Genomic DNA, 18,428 nt, shown 5'->3' with positions numbered 1-18,428 from the left:
TTCCAGCGCGCGCGTTCGATCATCGCCACCGGCAGGCGAGGTGGTCTCCGGGGGCGATGCTTCGTCGCGGCTGGGGTCGCCGCTTCCGGGTATGCGAACCAACGGCGCGCGCCCTCCCTAAGATCACGGCCGATTCGGGTCAGCCTACACCGCAGCGAGGCTGGCATTGCTGGCGCACGTGTTCAGGAAAGCGCTGTTCTACTGCTGGTATCCTCGAACGGTTCTCACCGATTTAGGGCCATCCGCGCGCCCGCGCAGGGTGGGGAGTCTTCGGGGGAGATGATCGGCACGTGACAGTCCGCCACCAGCGCGCTAGCAGAGGACTCTGACGCGTGGCGATCGACGAGCGCCCTCAGGCTCCCGTGCGCCCCCCGCGGGGTGAGTGGGTCGCGCCCAGGCCTCGCAACTTCCCGTCACCCGCCGCTCGCGTCCGCCGCTGGCAGCGACTGTTCGCCAGGCTTCTCTCCATCACCGACACGATCGTCATCGCGATGGCGGTGTTCGGCGCACAGATCGCGAGAATCGGTTTTGGCGAGAAGCTCGTGATCGCGGGCGTCCCCGATGACAATGTGGCGGTCACATACGCGTTCGTCTCAGTCGTGATGGTGCTCGGCTGGGCGCTGTCACTCCGGCTCTTCGGCACGCGCGACTACAAGATCATCGGCACCGGTGTGGTCGAGTACAAGCGGGTCACAAACGCGACCTTCTCGTTCTTCGGGGTCTTCGCCATCCTCGCGTTCGCCCTGCAAGCGCCCATCGGACGTTCGTATCTGCTCGTCGCACTGCCCGTAGGGTGGGCTCTCCTGGTACTCAGCCGCTGGATGTGGCGCAAGTGGCTGATCGGACGCCGTCGCCGTGGCCGCCTCCTCAGTCACGCGGTTCTCGTCGGTGACCGCGCCAGCTCAATTCACGTCGCTCAGCAGATTCAGCGCGATCCCGGATGCGGGCTTGCAATCGTCGGAGCGATCACTGAGCACGGGAGCACGGACGTGGCTCTGACGGAGGACATTCCTGTGATCGGCGACTGGCAGCACGTGCTCGAGAACGTCGACCGCGCTCGCGCCGACACCGTGGTGGTCACAGGCAACCACTCGCTCACGCCGCGCCAGTTGCGCGAGCTCGGGTGGGGTCTCGAAGAGCGCAGGGCCAGCCTGATCGTGGCTCCGGCTCTCACCGATGTTGCTGGTCCGCGCATCCATTCGACCCCGGTGGCGGGCCTCCCCCTTATCCACGTCGACTATCCCGAGTTCACCGGCATCCACCGCTTTCTCAAGCGTGCATCTGATGTCTTTGGTGCCCTCGTACTCATCCTGCTCGCGTCACCGATCATGATTGCCGTCGCGATCGCGGTGAAGTCGACCAGTCGCGGCCCCCTGTTCTACGGCCAGGAACGCGTCGGCCGCAAGGGCGTGCCCTTCAAGATGTGGAAGTTCCGTTCCATGATCGTCGGTGCCGATGATCAGCTGAAGAGTCTGCTCGACGCACAAGGGACCTCTGATCGCCCACTGTTCAAGGTGACGAACGACCCGCGGATCACCCCCGTGGGCAGGTTCATCCGCCGGTATTCGCTCGATGAGCTCCCCCAGCTCTTCAACGTTCTCGATGGATCGATGAGCCTCGTGGGGCCGAGGCCGCAGGTCGCCGCCGAGGTGGCGCTCTACGAGGGCGGCGCGCACCGTCGGCTGTTCGTGCGGCCGGGAATCAGCGGCCTTTGGCAGGTCAGTGGCCGCTCCGACCTTGACTGGGCTGATGCGATCCGCCTCGATCTCTATTACGTCGAGAACTGGTCGCTTACGGGCGACCTGATCATCCTCTGGCGGACGCTGCGTGCGGTCGTGGCGAAAGACGGCGCGTACTGATCGCCCTGTCCTGATGCGACACAGCAGCTTGCATGAACGGCCAGCGCCGACGCGAAGACAACCTAAGCTCGTGGGGTGACTTCAACACAGGCCATCGCTGTGGGTACCAGCAGAATCGCGGCCGATGCGCCGGTCTTCGTCATCGGCGAAATGTCAGGCAATCACAACAGAGATCTGGACCGCGCGTTGGCGATCGTCGATGCTGTCGCCGGCGCAGGAGCACAAGCGCTCAAGATCCAGACGTACACTGCCGACACCCTCACCATTTCATCGGACAAGCCGGCATTCCGTGTCGCGAATGACCACGGGCTATGGGGCAATCGGACCCTGTACGAGCTGTATGAAGAAGCACACACTCCTTGGGACTGGCACGCGCCGATCTTCGAACGGGCACGTAGTCAGGGCCTCATTCCTTTCTCAACGCCCTTCGATCTGTCATCGATCGCATTCCTCGAGGAACTCGGCGTGGAGTTGTATAAGACCGCCTCTGCCGAGATCGTCGATCTTCCATTGATTCGTGAGATCGCGCGCACTGGCAAACCCATCATCATGTCCACGGGGATGGCTACCCTTGCCGAGATCGACGCCGCCGTGTCGGCGGCCCGCGACGCCGGGTGCAGCGATCTGGTCCTTCTCGCCTGCACCGCGGCCTACCCCGCTCAGCCCCAAGAGGCCCGTCTCGGCAACATCGAGGTGCTCCGCCGCGCTTTCGACGTACCCGTGGGTCTGTCAGATCACACGCTCGGCATCGGCGTCGGCGTAGCCGCAGCCGCTCTCGGTGCGGTCGTGATTGAGAAGCACGTTACGCTCGACAGGCGTGACGGCGGCGTCGACTCCGACTTCTCGTTGTCCCCAGCGGAGATGGCGTCGCTGGTCGTCGCGTCCGATCAGGCGCGGTTGGCCGTGCAGAGCGGAGAGGGATTCGGCCCGACGGAGCAGGAACGCACCGTGCTCGCGCTTCGTCGCTCTCTCTACGTTGTCGCCGATGTTCGAGCGGGAGACGTCGTCTCACCGCAGAATGTGCGTTCTATCCGACCAGCAGGTGGTCTACCCGTGGACAACGTGGAGATTGTCATGGGGCGCAGATTCGTAGCCGATGCCGAACGAGGAACGCCGCTCACCTGGGACCTGATCTAGGCAAGTTGCTTGGCGAAAGCGCGGAAGCCCGCTTCATCAGCCGGCAGGTCAGGCAGGTAACCGGCCGACGCGAACAGCCTGAGCGACGCAAAGTTCTCCTCGTTAATCACCGCTACCAGTGTCACGGGAGCCCATTCGTTTGCGCTGAGCTCTGCGGTTGCGAGGATGTAGCGCGCGATTCCCTTGCCTCGCGCGTGCGGAGCCACAGTGATGGAGACCTCCCACCGCGCCGGCCCGATGTGGTCCCACCGCACGGTGCCGACGGCTTGACCTTCATGCTCGACGATGAGCAGCCGGCGCTCTGAGGACTCCACGGTGCGCGTGAGCCACTCCAAGTGTGGGGACCACGAGACCGGCTCCGTCGAGCGAGACCGTCGTCTCGTCTCCTCATCGTTTTTCCACTCGAACAGCAGCCGGGCGTCCGCCAGGGAGGCCCTGCGCGACGCCCAGCGATCACGGAGCGGCAGTTCCGCCGGTCGGTGCTGGAGCACGGATTCCCATGCCGACACAACCCGCCACGCGCCGAGTCCATCGACAGAAGCTCGTCCCAGATCCGACAATCGGCGAAGTTCGGCTGCGTTTTGCAGCAGCGGGCCGAGTGCGCGGATGCTCTCGTGGAGGTCGTCAGCTAGCGGTGTTCCAAGTGGGAGCGCGACCCCCTGTGCGATCGCGCGCTTGTACCCTGCAACCTGGTTGTCCGCGACGCAGACTATTGCCATCGGAACGCCCATGCTGGCGAAGTCAAGCACCGAGGTCCCAGCCGCGCTGATCACAAGATCCTGGGCGACCGCAAGCCCTGGCAGGTCCTCCACAAAAGGAACGACCCGCACGGCGTGCGGGCTACGCCTCGCTGCTTCGACGACAGCCGGATCGCCAGAGGGGCTGACAACGGTCAGCTCGATATCGCACTCGACGACGCTCAGCGCTTCCACGACGAGCGGGGTTACGCCGCCAGGGTCGGTTCCACCCAACACAACCGTCACGGCTCGCGGCGCACTGGCGCTCAGCTGCCTGACTTCATGATGATGTCGACGAACGGCGCGGCGCGTGAGTGCTGCACGGCTACCTGCGAGGTGGACGAGATGCGCCGCCGGCTGCACGAAGGCCGCTTCCGCGCCGAGGTTCGCATCCACTGAGACGTCTGCGTCGCGGACCCCGAACGGGCCGTCTTGCATATTGCTCAGGAGCCACTTACGTCCGAACAGAGCGTCGAACGTCCCCCAATAGGTATCGAGATGCACGACATCAGGTGACTCAGCCTCAAGCAACTGCAGGAGTTCTTCTTCCACGCCGCGCAACGCGATACGGCTGACCCGCGCGGTCGGAATGGCGCCGTTTAGGAGATCTACCGCGTTCGGCGCAAGGTCGCCGGCGATGTGCACCTGCCACCCTCGTCCGATCGCTTCCTCCGCGAGCGCGAGGGCGCGCATGCAGTGTCCCATTCCATAGTCACCGCCGCCGTTGCAGTGGATCAGTGTTGTGCGTGGGTTCACGGAGCTGCCTTCGACCTCGGGGAGCATGGCGCTGTCCTGCGCCTTAGTAGGATAATTCGGGGGCTTCGCGGCTGCGGACTCGACGCAAGTCGGATCCGCCCTGCCCCGAACGTCGAAAATCAATCCAAGGAGCCCACCACGTGTCCATCCTCAGTGGATCCAGCATTCTCGTCACTGGAGGCACGGGCTCCTTCGGGAAGGCGTTCATCCGCTACGCGCTCGACCACCTTGACCCGCGCAGGCTGGTGATCTTCTCGCGCGACGAGCTCAAGCAGTACGAGGTCCGGCAGATCTTCAAGGATGATCCGCGACTGCGGTGGTTCATCGGCGACATCCGCGATGAGCGGCGTCTCGCGCGGGCACTCCACGGCGTCGACTACGTCGTGCACGCCGCCGCGCTCAAGCAGGTGGACACCGCCGAGTACAACCCCTTCGAGTTCGTCAAGACGAACGTGCTCGGGAGCCAAAACGTCATTGAGGCGTCGATCGACGCCGGGGTGAAGAAGGTCGTGGCACTGTCGACCGACAAGGCCTCCAGCCCGATCAACCTCTATGGCGCAACCAAGCTCACCGCGGACAAGCTGTTCATCACCGGCAATCACTATGCCGCCGCCTACGACACGAGATTCGCCGTCGTCCGCTACGGCAACGTCATGGGGTCTCGCGGTTCGGTGATTCCTTTCTTCAAGGCGCTCGGCGACCAGGGCAAGCCTCTTCCCATCACCGACCTCCGCTGCACGCGGTTCTTCATCACGCTTCCGCAGGCCGTGCAGATGGTGGTGGACACGTTCGACCTCATGCAGGGCGGCGAACTCCTCGTTCCCCGCATTCCCTCCATGAAGGTGACCGATCTTGCACACGCGATCGTCCCCGACGCTGGACTAGTGGATGTCGGCTTGCGGCCCGGCGAGAAGCTCCACGAAGAGATGATCAGCCCCGAAGAGGGACGGCGCGCGGTGGTGGTCCAGGACGGCAAGTACTTCATCATCCAGCCCGACCTCGCCTCCTGGGGGTACACGGCACCCGCGGACGCGGTGCCGGTGCCCGAGGGATTCGCGTACCGGTCCGATGCGAACGACCAGTGGTACACCCGCGATGAGATCGCGGCAATCGTCGAATCGGCAATCTGATGCTGCCGTATGGTCGGCAGTCGGTGTCGGAAGAGGACATCCAGGCCGTCGTCGAGGTCCTCCGGGGTGACTGGCTGACGACCGGGCCGACGGTCGCCGAGTTCGAGCGTCGCATCGGCGAGATGGCAGGCGGGCACCGTGCCGTTTCGGCCACGTCCGGAACAGCCGCGCTCCACATGGCCTATGCGGCGCTGGGCGTCGGCCCCGGCGATGAAGTGATCTCGACGCCGATGACGTTCGTGGCGACGACGGCGATGGCTTCGATCCTTGGCGCGAAAATCGTGTTCGCAGACGTCGAGGAGGACACGGCTCTCCTGGATCCGGCGGCGGCTGCGGCGCTCGTCGGGGACCGCACGAAGGTCATCGCAGCCGTCGATTACGCCGGCCACCCCGCAGATTACGACGCGCTCCAGGCGCTAGCCGACACGGTCGGGGCGGTCACCCTCGACGACGCGGCCCATTCGATCGGCGGCACCTATCGCGGGCGTCCGGTCGGCGATCTCGCCGATGTGACGACATTTTCGTTCTTCCCGACGAAGAACCTCACGACAGGCGAGGGCGGAGCAGTCGTCGCCAAGAACGCGAGCGTCGCGCAGCGCGCGCACGAGTTCCACTTCATCGGCCTGGTCCGAGATGCGGACCGTTTCAGGATCCAGGACGAGGGCGCGTGGCATCAAGAGGTGCACGAGTTCGGTGTCAACTACCGCCTCACCGACGTGGCGAGCGCGTTGGGAGTGGCTCAGCTGAAGCGCCTTGAGTCTTTCAAGCTCCGTCGCGCGCAGATCGTCGCGCGCTACAACGCCGCTCTTGACAGTCTCGAAGCTGTCCGCACCCCGGTGCAGCGCGAGGATGTCGATCCCGTCTGGCATCTTTATCCCCTCCGCGTACTCGATGGCCGTCGGCGTCACGTGTTCGAGCACATGCGCAACGCGGGCATAGGCGTCCAGGTCAACTACATGCCCGTGTACTGGCATCCTGTCTACGCCGACGCCGGCTACAAGCGAGGAATGTGCCCGAACGCGGAGGCGTTCTACGGCGAGGAACTGTCGCTCCCGCTGTTCCCAGACCTGTCGGACGTTCAGGTGGATCAGGTGATCGACACGCTCGCCGAGGCGTTGCGATGACTCGAGTCGGGGTCATCTCCCAAGCCCGCATGGCCAGCACGCGACTCCCCGGAAAGGTGATGCTCGAAGCCGGCGGAGCGAACGTGCTGACCCACCACGTCCATCGTCTGAGTTGGGCGGGCTACCCCGTCTTCGTCGCCACGACAACCGGCGCTGCCGATGACGTCATCGCCACCGCCGCGCGGGACGCCGGTGCCGCCGGGGCAAGCCGTGGCAGCGAGCACGACGTGCTCTCCCGGTTCGCCGACGCAGCGCGCACATTCCATCTCGACGTAGTGGTCCGCGTCACATCCGACTGTCCGCTGATCGACGGCGGGATCGTTCGGCAAGGCGTCGAGGAGTACCTCGCGTTGAAGGATCCTCGAGCTTTCCTCTCCAACACCCTGGACCGGACATACCCGCGGGGCTTCGACTTCGAGGTGTTCAGCGCTGAGCTCCTTTACGAAGCGGATCGACTCGGTGTTTCTCCTGCCGAGCGCGAGCACGTGACGCCGTACATGTACATCGGGGGTGCGTCGCGGATCAACCTGCGGTCGATTCGGCGATCGTCCGATGCATCGCAGTACCGTCTGACACTCGACACATCAGACGACTGGGTGGTCATCTCGCGGTTGATAAACGATCATTCGGCTCATCTCATGACCGGCGATCAGATCATCGATCTCCTCGGACTGCACCCCGACATCGCACGGCTGAACGCCGACGTGCCCCAGAAGAAGCTGGACGCCTGACCCGCTCTCCGTTTCCGCATCGAGGTCGACAACGGCCGACGCCGTCGATGTCAGGTCTCAGATGCCGAATCCGGAGCCACGCGGTGTGCGCCTTGGTCGGCCAGTGCGAGGATGGCGGCGCTCATTGCTTGCGCCGCTTCGGAGCCGACAGCCGCCACGATCCGCATGGACAGGGACTCCAGGTGCGCGACGTAGTCTGGGCTGAGCTTGGCATGAGCGTGCCCGGTGCTTGGGGTGAAGCTCGGCGAAAGCGGCGCGATCGTCTTCAGATCCGCGGGCAGCGGCCGTGACGGCGCGGCGATCACGGCGACGCCGTGTCCGGATACCAGCGCGTCCACCAGCGCCGTCGACGCAACACCGACGACGAAGTCGCCGGGGCATAGGAAGGATGTCAGCGGCTGCCCGGCGGATGGAACGACCTGGGCGAGGTCCTCGACCGGGCGCCAGCTCTCGTGCAGGGGACCGCGCGCGCTGGGGTGTCGACGCAGGATGATTTCGACCCCGATCCCACCGAAGTCGCGTATCAGCGAGACGAGCGCTTGCTGTTCCGAAGGCAGCAACTCCTCGCGGGAGTGGCAGATCACCAGTCGATCGACACCATCCGCAATCGACGTTCGATTCTCCAGGTCCGCCCGTCCGACGACGTGGATGCTCGCATCCGTCCGATGCGCATCGAGCCAGACCGACTGAGCCTGGCCCCACGCCAACACTGCGTCGGCGAGAAGCGGCAGGTAGGTGGCCGACGCCGGCGAGCCATGGAGCGCGGTGACCACGGCTCTTCCCGACCGTCTGGCTGCCCATACCCAGGGCCGGGCCGTAGTGCCACGGTCGAAGTCTGTGACAATCAGACTTGTTCGCGAGAAGTCCGTCCTCAGGGCGGCCTGGTAGCGAAACGCCTGCGACAGGAATGCCACTTCGGCGCGCCAGCGATCGGGCACCGCGTTGATGTGCTCGATGACGAGTGGAAGCCTCCGAAGCCGCGCATAGAGGCGCAGCCTCGACGCGGATCCGAGGGCGTGGATCGATCGTAGCCCTACCCCGGGCAGGTCTCGGACCTCGCCCACCAGAGGATCCGCGTGGCGTGCATCTGCAAACACCGTGGACGGTTCAGTAGTGGGAAGCGATTGCGCGAGGGCGCGACTGAACCTCGCACCGTGCTCGACCGGATTGTTGACGATGAGGTTGACCGGACCATCGAACACTTGGTCCGCGCGGGGAGAAGGGCGAATACTCGCCATCAGGCCGAAAGCCGCCCCGGCCACGAGGCGCATGGTGGACCCGTGTTCCGGACCGAAGTCAAACGACGCCAACGAGTCCACGATCTCGGCCGCAAGCTCTTCCAGCTCAGCCTGCACGACGACGCCTCATGCTGTCGCCTGCCGTGCGAACTGCGTTCAGGCCGGTGGCCGCCGCCGCGAGGGCCAGTGAGTACCACCACCCGATCGCTGGCAACCCGTAGGTTCCCGCTGGGCGGGCGGTCGGGGGCATTCGACCCCGACGCGTCGCGGAGAGGTAGGCCTGACCGCTGGACGCATCCGGTTCCAGGTACGCGCCCTCGGCCCATTCATTCCACGCGTTCACGAAAACCAGCCCCGGCCCCTCGTGCCGCGCTTCGCGCCTCCGGGCGTCAGCGATCCAAGCACCATATGCCTGCGGCGACGATCCGACGTATACCGTCGCCTTCATACCGCGGCGTGCGCTGTTGTCCCAACCCGGCATCACTCCCGGGTGACGGCGGAACGAGGCGTCGCGCCGTTGCATGAAGCGCTTCGCCGTCCGGCGATACGACATCAGCCGCCCGCGGAACTGACGGCTCAGCTCAGCGGGCGGAAGCAGGAGAGCGGAACCCAGCGTGTTCGCGCCGACGGGAGGAAACTCCGCGACGGCATCGAATCCCACATCCCGTGGATCGATGTTCCGGCGGGTCTCCGCGGCGATCAGGTATGGCGAGCCCAACCCCGCCGCTTCGGACATCCGCCGCCAGGTCTGGGCCAATCCCCGCGGATCGGGCAGATGATCCACTCGGTGGACGACGATGACCGGGCGCCCGTCGAAGCGCAGGTAACGCGGATCTGCGAGGTATCTCGCCATGTCGGCGAAGACTTCGGCTGCGGTGGAATCATCGTAGGACTGAGCGATCAGGACCTCCTGGTCCTTTCCGTCCCACCGCCGGGACCAGTTCTCATTCGCCCACGAGATGCAGAAGGGGAAGTCCGGCCCGCGATCGAGGTACAGATCGAGCGGAGTCTCGAGCAGACGCTTGCCGGCGAACCAGTAGTAGTACATGCAGAACGCGTCGACGTCGTGAGCGGCAGCGAGTTCGGCCTGTCGATGCAGTACCGAGTCGTCGCGGAGGTCATACTCGCCGAGAGCGGTCGACCGACGCGGGTGATCGTGGCCCGAGAATGCGGGTTCGGCGCGTCGCACGTTCGTCCATTCCGTGAACCCCTCACCCCACCAGCGGTCGTTCTCCGGGATGGCGTGGAACTGCGGCAGGTAGAACGCGACCGTGCGAACCCGCGGTGCCCCGGCTTGGCGTTCGGACTCGTCCGATTCTCGTGCCGCTCGCGAACCGTCAACCATTCTCTGCTCTCCTCGCGCTGACCTGATTCCGCCCGCCGCCGAGCCCCGATGCCGAACCGGCCCCGACGAGGAGTGCGACGACGCGCCCTACGGGGGCCTGTCGCTTCCATAGCGCGCCCAGGCTTCGACTCACCAACCGCGTTGAAAGGCGACCCGACGCGAATAGCTCGAGATCCGCTTGCACATTCGGGTCGACGTCGACTCTCTCGAGAAGTGTTCGGGCGACTTCCACGCGCCATCCCCAACGCTCAGCTGCCAGGTAGCTGAGCGAGAACGACCCACCGGCGCGTGTGCGCCAGTCCGCGAGGCGCGACAGCCACCGGCCGCCCCTCGACTCCCCCACGACGTTGCGATCGTGCTGGATGTAATCCTGAAGAGGATCGTCGATTATGCGCACCGAGCCGACGGCTGCGGCACATGCCCCGATCCAATGGTCGTGATATGCCGCGTCGGTGGGCTGTGGGAAGGGCAACGCGGCGCGCGCGACCGACGGCGTGAAGACGCAGAAGCTTCCCGTCACCGAGTTGTCCAGCAGATCCGCGAAGAGCCCCAGCCATCTGCGTCGCGTCGCACCCCCGTCGACCATCTCGGTTCCCTGCTGGATGACGACACGGGCCTGCCCGGTCACGAGCTCAGCTCCGTCCAGCAGGGGTATCAGCTTTTCGAGCTTGTCCGGGTACCAGCGGTCGTCCTGATCTGCGAGGGCGATCCAATGGACTTCGTAGTCGACTTGCTTCATCGCTCGCTCGAAGTTGCGGTAGAAGCCGACGCGGTCGACGTAGTTGACGACTCTGAACCGGCCGTCGCCACCCACACAGGAGTGCACGGTGGCGAGATCCGAGGGGCGCCCCCCATCGATGGCGATCTCGCATCGCCAATCGCCAATGCTCTGGGCTTGCAGCGAGTCGATCTGGCGCTTGAGCGCCACTGCATCGGGACGGTACACCGCCATGCAGATCGCGCCGACCGGCGTCACAGCAGCTCCGCGATCTGAAGGCGGCGCCACATGAGGAAGGTGGCGCCGCCACCGATGGCGGCAATGACAACCGCCGCGATGAATGCGATGATGGCGGCGCCATCGATCCAGACTCCTGCAGCGGCGAGGATCGGAACAAGGCCGGACGCTGCTACGGCAGGCACGGCCGCGCTCACGCGCGTTGCGGGCTGCCCCACCACGTGCCGGAGAGCCGTGCTCGCCGCATACTGCAGCAGGTAGAACACCGGGACCACGATCACCGCGAGCATCGCGACGCCCGACGCTGCAGACGCAGCCGACGCAGTGACGACACTGATGAGAAGGGAGGCAGGGGTCGCCACTGCCAGCAGCGAGGTCCGCCCGCTCACGAAGACCAGATGGATGTTGGAGAGGTATAGAACCATGAATCCCGCGCCTGCCGAGGTGATCAGGGCCGCGGTCGTGAGCGGTGTCGAATGCGCGGGACCCACCAGAATGAGAGCGAGCCAGGGAGCGCACACGCAGAACGCGGCGGTCAGTGCGAGCGCGACCAGGGACACGACCGCGGTCGTGGAGCGCAGAAGCCGCTCGCGCTCCACACCCGAGGCTCGGTACACCATCGGCGCCCATGCGTTGTTGAGAGCCCCCAAGATGGTGAGCGGCGCGGTTCCCAGCAGGATTGCGAGTTGCGCCTGCCCGCCGGCGGTCACACCGCCCATCGATGTGACGATCGCAACCGTGGCAACGCCCAACGAAGCCATCGCGAGCTGGTGCGGCACCGTCGGCAGAGCGACCCGCAGGGCTCCGCGCGCTTCGACGGCCGACGTCGTGGCATGCGCACGGCGGCAGGACACCCATACCGCGGCGGCGCCGACCAGCACCTGCACGATCGCGAGGGCCACCAAGTAGACGACCACCTCCGCGCCGGAGAGTGCGCACAGGGCGAGCGCACTGGCCGGCGGCGCGATCGCCATGGTCCAGCCGAGCGCGACAAAACTCTTCGCGCGGTCGTCGGCCCTGAGCATCGACTGCCCCAATGCCATCCACGCCAAGCCGACGCTCGAGAGCACCGGCCAGACCAGGAGCCATCCCACGTCGCCGAACAGGACCGCACCCCAGGCAGGAGAGGTCAACGCCACCGGAATGGCGATGACGACGGCGACTGCCGCGCCCAGAAGCACGAGCCCGGCCGCACCGGCGCGTGCTGAACGCTCGATCAGAGCGTGACGGGTCACCGCCGCGGGAAGGCCGAGCGGCAGGATGACAGCGACCGCCTGGTAGGTCGTGATCGAAATGCCGACATACCCGTACTGAGCTGTTCCGACGAGTCGCACGACCAACGGAGTGATGAGAAGCGTGACGAGGATCGGCGCCACCGTGCCGATTGTGTACACCGATCCGCGACCGAGGACTTCCCGGCCGCCCTGCTTACTCACGCCAGAACCCGGTCGCGCAGGACCCGCAATACTCGTCGGGCGTCAACGCGGCCCGCCCTTTTCGAGCCACCGTTGCGTCAATGCCATGAATGGCGACAGGAGCAGTGGGTAGCGGGCGTAGAACTTCATCATCGATGGGATCTCCCGCCTCCACGCGTGGTGATTGAATGTGGAGGTCGCCCTCTCCCAACCGTGGCGCCAATGGACGCCTCCGGCGACAATCGTGGGAATGCCGAGACGACGCGCACGCAGGCAGATGTCTGCGTCTTCGTAGTAAACGAAGAACCACTCGTCCCAGGGGCCGTCGAGCCGCTCGAAGACGTCGCGAGACGCAAGCACGACCGCGCCCATGATCCAGACGACACTCCGCATCTCGTCTCGCTTCGCATAGCGCCGGTACGAACGATCACGGGATCCGTCGGTGGTGCGGTGCAGGACCTTGCTGAGCAGGAACGGCCATCCGCGACCGTTCGGCTGAAGGGAGCCATCGTGATTGATGAGCTGCGGGGTGAGCAGTCCCCCCGACTGCCGGGTCGCATCTGCCAGCGTCGGAAGACTGTCCCAGTCTCCACTGACGTCGGGATTCACGAATCCCACGAACTCGGTGTCGGATTGCGCATATCCGACGTTGTTGGCCGCACCGAACCCGATATTGCTGGGAAGCGCGATAACCTCGGCACCCAGCGCGGCAGCGACTTCGCGGGAGTCATCGGTGGATGCGTTGTCGACGACGATCCACCGGACTGAAGCCGGCACTCTCGACTGCCAGTGACGTCGGAGTTGCTCGGCGCTGTTGTAGGTGACCGTGACGAGAGTCCATGTGGGAATCTCAGGCTGGCGCGGCGGGAGCGGCTGGGCTGGTTGCATGTGGCGATACTCGTCAGTCCAGACTCGGACAACTTCGACAACCGACGATACCAGGAGTCCCAACCCGCGCTTACCGAAGAGCGGCTGATCTCTGTTAATCTCGTGCCGCCGAAGGCGAGGCAATCGGCGCGCGAAGGCCGCTGTCCCTCCCGCGTTGAGATCGCCGCCCGCCCCTCTGTTCAACTGTTGACAGCCACCATGCGACCACAACCGCGAGCAGCACGTAACCGAGGACTTCGTAAAGAGATCCCCGAAGGACAATGAATAGCAGCGCCGCAACAGGCACCTCGAGCAGCACGCCTGCCAGCGAACTGGGGCGACGGGTTGCCGCGATGACGGCGCCCAGAACCGCGAACCCGGCGACCACGCCCAACCAGGAACCGATCAAGAAGGCCTCACCCCAAAGCGGCATGGAGACATTCGTGAAGCCCATTCCTGTCGACCGCGCGACGACCGGGCCGGTCGCGTTGCCCTGGACGCTGTCGCTGAGAATCGGGACCCAACGAAGAAGCGGAGCCAGAAGTAGCTCACCAGCGCTCGGCGATCCATGCGCCGATTGGCCGTTGAGCGACACCGCGCGATAGAGCATTTCGAATGCATCAAAGTCGAGGCTTGTCAACGTGGTCGATGGATCGGTCACCTCGATGCGCGTCGCACCGGTTCCATCGCCGCGCAGCAAATCGAGCGTAGGGAACACCGTCACGAACAGAAGGACGACGCCGGCGGGAAGCCATCGTCGCGCCGTACGGGTGAGCAGCGCCGCGGTGACCGCGACCAGAAAGCTCCCCGTCAGGAATCTGGAGCCGATGAGCGGGTTAGTCACCAGCAGGGATACGCTCATCGAGAGCCCGACCAGCCACGCGCTGACAGGAACTCCCATCTTGCGGATCGTGATTGCGATTGCCGGCACTATGATCGCGCCCGCAGACGAGAGAAAGTACGCCGTACCGATCCCGGGAATCGCTGCGATCTCGACGAGCCGCGCGCTGAAGGCGCTTCTACCCGAGTACATCGCCGTGCCCATGAGAGCGACGAACAGCAGGCTAATCCCAGCGTGTACCCAGATCATCGCCACGGTCGCGCGCTGAAGCGGGCTACCGGCGTCCACCTGGCGTGGCGGAGTGAACCCACGGCTCCCCGCATACCTCGAGGCGATGACGAAGACGACGATCGCGACCAAGTATCCGAGCAAGACGACTCGCTGCGCGTCCGTGACGAGCGTCTGCGACAAGACTGCGCCCCAGGGAAGCATCCCCAGGCTCAGTTGGTACGCCGGGGCGAGGCCAAGGAAGATCAACGACCAGGCCCAGAAGATCGACCAAGCCAGGCTGTGATCACGCGATACGACAGACAACGTGAGCATCGTCGCCGGCACGACCATCAGCAAGACGCTCGTGAACAGCTCGGTCTCGCTCCAGTAACCGGCCTCGACGAGCGCGATGGTCGCCGGAACCACCAGCCACATCGCCAGCGCGACGTAGACGATGGCGAGCGCGCCGCGTCCCTGAACCTTCATCAGACAAGGCTAGCCGCTGTGCAACCGGACACTCATCGGCTCCCACGCGCTTGGCGTCCTGCGTGCACTTCGAGAGGGATCGCGATGAGCCGATGGGGGTGCGGGCGTACGCCTGGGGAACTGAGTCGGCGCCACCGCTGCCAGAACCCTCGCGTACGATCGAACTCACGCGCCGGCCGACCCATCGGGACCACTGAGAAAGAGCGATGTTCGAGATACTCACCGTGTGTACCGGCAACATCTGCCGTTCTCCACTCGCCGAGACGCTGCTGCGCACTCGGCTCGCCACGTACGCGCCGCTGGTGCACAGCGCAGGAACGATGGGGCTCGCCAGCGCGGCGATGACGGCGGAGGCGCAACGCCTCGCCCTCGCGCTCGGTGTCGCGGCTGAGATCGCCGACAATCACCGCTCGCGCTACCTCACCGACGCCGAGTTGCGCTCCCCCGACCTCATTCTGGCGATGAGCCGCGAGCACCGGCGGAAGATCGTCGAGCTCGCGCCGGCGCGGTTGCGGTCGGCCTTCACGCTGCGCGAGTTCGCGCGGCTGGCGGCTGACACCACCGACGACGAGATCGCTGCGGCATCCGTCGTCGGCGGCGCCGACGGACGTGCACGAGCCCGCGCTGCGGTGGCCGCCGTCGCCGCGCAGCGCGGCATGAGCGCACCGCCCGCCGACCCTGCCGACGACGACGTGATCGACCCGTACCGCCGCTCGTGGGAGACGTACCAGTTGTCTGCCTCGCAGTTGGTGCCTGCTGTGGATCAGGTCGTGCGGGTGATGTCGATCGCTATGACGGCGCGGTAAGCGGAGGCTCGGGACGTTTCGTCTCGCTCGTTCCTCGCTCGCTCAACGACCGGGAAGATTCGGGCGTTTCGCCTCGCTTCGCACTGTCAACGACCGAGTGAAAGGGTTCGGATCAGCCGTTGCCGCCGCCCTCGCCGGGCGGCGGTTCGACCGGAGGTTCGACCGGAGTGGTCGGGTCGGTGGGCTCCGTCGGATCCGTCGGGACGGTCGGATCGGTCGGAGTCGTGGGATCCGTTGTCTCCTCACCGCCGCCACCGCCGCCCGACTGCTGCCGGCGGCGCTCCTCCTCCTCGCGAGCCAGCTGTTCCGCGATCTCGATCTCGGCGCGCTCTTGATCCTCGCGCAGCGCGGTGACCGCCGTGGAGTATGCGGAAAGGGTTGCGATCGACTCCGCTGTCGCGAGCGCGCTCGTGGCGACGGCATCCGCCGTCTGCGTCACCGCCTCGGCGAACGTCTCGTCTGCGTATGGGTTCTCTTCGACGATGATCTGGGCGCTCGCGGGAAGCGTCGCCGCGAACGTCGCCATCGCCGCCGCGAACGTGCGATCGAGAGTGAACAGCTGCGTGCGCAGGTCAGCGATGGAATCGGCCACCCCCGACACCTCGGTCGAACGGGTCGACACGCCCTCGATCGCCGCACCGATCGACGGCAGCGACTCCTCATCTACCGGAGGCGACGCGTATGCCGTCACCGTCGCGGGAACCGCCAGCCCCTCGAGAGCCGCGAGATAGGCGGCGCGCGCCGTCTCGGCCGCAGCCAGCGCGGCGTCGTCGCTCATGCCCTGCAGTTGCGTGAGAGGCAGCTGGAACTGCTGTCCGAGTGCGATGCCGTCGGCGCGCGACTGGTCGACCCGGCCGATGGCGGCATTCACCGCCTGCGTCTCATTCGCAAGCACTGCCTCGCTCTGTGAGAGGGTGCGCAGCGCGTCGGTCTCGGGCGATGCCGACGCGATCACGATCCAGGCGACGACGGTGGCCAGCACCAGCGCGAGCACCGCGATCACAGCGGTGACGACATTGAGCACGTCGACGGTGTTGCCAGCCCGGCGGATCCGCGTAGGAGCCGCGACCGGGCCACCGCCCATCGCCATCGCACGACCGCGCCCCCCTACGAGCGCCTGCAGGTCAGCAGTGTCGTCGACCGCTGTCGGTGCCGCGCCCGTTGGCGTCTGCGGCTTCGCGAAAAGCTGCTCGACCCGCTCCGACTCCTCACGGCTCGACACCGCAGGCACGGCCGACGTGGCGGACGTGTCTTCGGGGAAGAGACGGGCGAGTGAGCTCATGGCAGACCGTTCGTGATGTGCGAGGATCGAATGTGCTGTTCGGCGCGCACATCCGGCGCCAGCATTCAGAATAGCCGGGCGCGCCTGTGTGGCCGCAGACCTGTGGGGGGATCGTTGCAGCTGAGGGACTATGTGGCGCTGCTTCGGCGCAGCTGGCTGCTGATCCTCGCGTGCACGATCATCGGCGGCTCGGTCGGAGCTATGACAGCGCTGCTCTCGCCCACGCTGTACCAGTCGACCGTGCAGCAGTTCGTCTCCGTCCGCAACAGCGGCGCCGCGTGGGACCTCGCGCAGAGCACCAGCTACGCCCGCCAGGCGGTGACCAACTATGTGCGGGTCGTGCCGACCGCGATCGTGCTCGACTCAGTCATCCAAGACCTCGGCCTCGACACGACCTCGGGCGAGCTCGCCGCGCAGGTCACGGCATCCGCTCCTCTCAACACCCAGGTGATGACGATCACCGTCACCGACGAGAACCCCAGCCAGGCCGCGCAGCTGGCCAACGCGATCGGCGACAGCCTGGCCACCGCCGTCACGACCGAGCTCGAAGCGCCCACCGGCACCGAGGCGGAGAGCAAGGTGCGCGTCGAGACCATCTCGGCCGCGAAGGTGCCGACCGAGCCGTCGTCGCCCAACCTGCGGCTCGACCTCGCTCTCGGCCTGCTCGTGGGCCTCGCTGCCGGAACCGGCCTCGCCCTGCTGCGTTCGGTGCTCGATACCCGCGTGCGGACCGTCCAGGATGTCGAAGCCGTCGTCGATGCGCCGATCCTGGGCGGCATCCCGTTCGACCCCGAATCGGCCGAGCGGCCGCTGGTTGTGCGGGCCGCACCCCACGACCCACGCTCCGAGGCGTTCCGGCGGGTGCGTACGAACGTGCAGTTCCTGAACGTCGAAGCGGGAACTCCCGCGTTCGTCATCACCAGCTCGGCACCCGCCGAGGGCAAGTCGACGACCGCCGCGAACCTTGCGTTGACGCTCGCCGAGACCGGCATGCGGGTCGCGCTCCTCGACGCCGACCTTCGCAAGCCGCGCGTCGCCGACAACTTCAACATCGAGGGCGGCGTGGGGCTGTCGGACGTGCTCGTCGGACGAGTGCCCCTGTCGGGCGCGATGCAGCCGTGGGGGCGCAGCAAGCTGTTCCTGCTTCCGGCGGGGAGCCTGCCGCCGAACCCGGCCGAACTGCTCGGCTCGCGGGCCATGTGGAAGACGCTCGAAGAGCTGCGCCGCGCCTTCGACTACATCATCATCGACGCGCCCCCGCTGCTTGCCGTGACCGACGCGGCCGTCCTCACACGCCTCACGACCGGAGCGATCCTCGTGGCAGCGTCCGGCTCGACACGCAAGCCGCAGCTCGCCGGAGCGGTAAAGGCCATCGCCTCAGCCGACGCCAAGCTGCTGGGCGTCATCATCACCAAGCTCCCGACCAAGGGTCCCGACAGCACGGCGTACAGCCAGTACACCTACGGGGTGACGCACGCCGCCTCCTAGGAGCCGCCCAGGTCTGAGTCG

At 66.1% G+C, this 18,428-nt stretch carries 15 protein-coding genes; 7 read left to right on the top strand and 8 right to left on the bottom strand.

Features of this window, described 5'->3' with window-relative positions; translation table 11 throughout:
- Nucleotides 1-332: 332 nt before the first annotated feature.
- Entirely contained in the window at nt 333-1,859 is a 1,527-nt protein-coding gene (locus ABG085_RS03805) for a sugar transferase (RefSeq protein WP_347978098.1), read from the top strand.
- Between the two features lie 75 nt (nt 1,860-1,934).
- Nucleotides 1,935-2,996: a pseudaminic acid synthase gene (gene pseI, locus ABG085_RS03800; protein ID WP_347978097.1), complete on the top strand. Its 1,062-nt coding sequence runs from the start codon at nt 1,935-1,937 to the stop codon at nt 2,994-2,996.
- Here the strand turns inward: pseI and ABG085_RS03795 are convergent.
- Nucleotides 2,993-4,516, bottom strand: coding sequence for a bifunctional UDP-2,4-diacetamido-2,4,6-trideoxy-beta-L-altropyranose hydrolase/GNAT family N-acetyltransferase (locus ABG085_RS03795; protein ID WP_347978096.1), 1,524 nt, complete (start codon nt 4,514-4,516; stop codon nt 2,993-2,995). The two genes, pseI and ABG085_RS03795, sit on opposite strands and share 4 nt — an antisense overlap.
- A gap of 113 nt (nt 4,517-4,629) precedes the next feature.
- On the opposite strand from ABG085_RS03795, the gene pseB reads away from it, so the two are divergent.
- From pseB to ABG085_RS03780, 3 genes are read left to right on the top strand one after another with little or no spacing between them, the layout of a single operon-like run.
- On the top strand, nt 4,630-5,619 hold the full coding sequence (gene pseB / locus ABG085_RS03790) for a UDP-N-acetylglucosamine 4,6-dehydratase (inverting) (RefSeq protein ID WP_347978095.1): 990 nt from the start codon (nt 4,630-4,632) through the stop codon (nt 5,617-5,619).
- A complete protein-coding gene (locus ABG085_RS03785) occupies nt 5,619-6,743 on the top strand; it encodes a DegT/DnrJ/EryC1/StrS family aminotransferase (protein ID WP_347978094.1) in 1,125 nt (374 codons plus the stop codon). The genes pseB and ABG085_RS03785 overlap by 1 nt, the downstream gene beginning before the upstream one ends.
- Nucleotides 6,740-7,474, top strand: a complete 735-nt coding sequence (locus tag ABG085_RS03780; protein WP_347978093.1) for a hypothetical protein — start codon at nt 6,740-6,742, stop codon at nt 7,472-7,474. Before ABG085_RS03785 ends, ABG085_RS03780 begins: the two co-directional genes overlap by 4 nt.
- A 50-nt stretch (nt 7,475-7,524) precedes the next feature.
- On the opposite strand, the gene ABG085_RS03775 is transcribed toward ABG085_RS03780, so the two are convergent.
- From ABG085_RS03775 to ABG085_RS03750, 6 genes are all read right to left on the bottom strand, one after another.
- On the bottom strand, nt 7,525-8,829 hold the full coding sequence (locus tag ABG085_RS03775; protein ID WP_347978092.1) for a hypothetical protein: 1,305 nt from the start codon (nt 8,827-8,829) through the stop codon (nt 7,525-7,527).
- Nucleotides 8,819-10,057: a glycoside hydrolase family 99-like domain-containing protein gene (locus ABG085_RS03770; RefSeq protein ID WP_347978091.1), complete on the bottom strand. Its 1,239-nt coding sequence runs from the start codon at nt 10,055-10,057 to the stop codon at nt 8,819-8,821. Before ABG085_RS03770 ends, ABG085_RS03775 begins: the two co-directional genes overlap by 11 nt.
- Entirely contained in the window at nt 10,050-11,033 is a 984-nt protein-coding gene (locus ABG085_RS03765; RefSeq protein ID WP_347978090.1) for a glycosyltransferase, read from the bottom strand. The genes ABG085_RS03770 and ABG085_RS03765 overlap by 8 nt, the downstream gene beginning before the upstream one ends.
- The gene (locus ABG085_RS03760) at nt 11,030-12,388 is read right to left on the bottom strand and encodes a hypothetical protein (protein ID WP_347978089.1); all 1,359 of its coding nucleotides are present in this window, start codon (nt 12,386-12,388) and stop codon (nt 11,030-11,032) included. Before ABG085_RS03760 ends, ABG085_RS03765 begins: the two co-directional genes overlap by 4 nt.
- Before the next feature lie 102 nt (nt 12,389-12,490).
- Complete coding sequence (locus ABG085_RS03755; protein WP_347978088.1) at nt 12,491-13,315, bottom strand: glycosyltransferase; 825 nt, start codon at nt 13,313-13,315, stop codon at nt 12,491-12,493.
- 94 nt (nt 13,316-13,409) lie between these two features.
- A complete protein-coding gene (locus ABG085_RS03750; RefSeq protein WP_347978087.1) occupies nt 13,410-14,831 on the bottom strand; it encodes a hypothetical protein in 1,422 nt (473 codons plus the stop codon).
- A 206-nt stretch (nt 14,832-15,037) separates the two neighbouring features.
- Here ABG085_RS03750 and ABG085_RS03745 point away from each other — a divergent pair, with 206 nt between their 5' ends.
- A complete protein-coding gene (locus tag ABG085_RS03745; RefSeq protein ID WP_347978086.1) occupies nt 15,038-15,637 on the top strand; it encodes a low molecular weight phosphatase family protein in 600 nt (199 codons plus the stop codon).
- Nucleotides 15,638-15,749: 112 nt separating this feature from the next.
- Here ABG085_RS03745 and ABG085_RS03740 read toward each other — a convergent pair whose 3' ends face one another.
- Nucleotides 15,750-16,919 carry a hypothetical protein gene (locus ABG085_RS03740; RefSeq protein ID WP_347978085.1) on the bottom strand — a complete coding sequence of 390 codons (1,170 nt, stop codon included), beginning with the start codon at nt 16,917-16,919 and terminating at the stop codon, nt 15,750-15,752.
- 15 nt (nt 16,920-16,934) lie between these two features.
- Between ABG085_RS03740 and ABG085_RS03735 the strand changes: the two genes are divergently transcribed.
- The gene (locus ABG085_RS03735) at nt 16,935-18,407 is read left to right on the top strand and encodes a polysaccharide biosynthesis tyrosine autokinase (RefSeq protein WP_347978084.1); all 1,473 of its coding nucleotides are present in this window, start codon (nt 16,935-16,937) and stop codon (nt 18,405-18,407) included.
- Nucleotides 18,408-18,428: the final 21 nt, after the last annotated feature.

The organism is Microbacterium sp. ProA8, assembly GCF_039905635.1.
In the GTDB taxonomy this organism is placed as follows: domain Bacteria; phylum Actinomycetota; class Actinomycetes; order Actinomycetales; family Microbacteriaceae; genus Microbacterium; species Microbacterium chionoecetis.
Note: the sequence above shows the minus strand (reverse complement) of the source record. Positions and strands in the feature narration are given on the sequence as shown.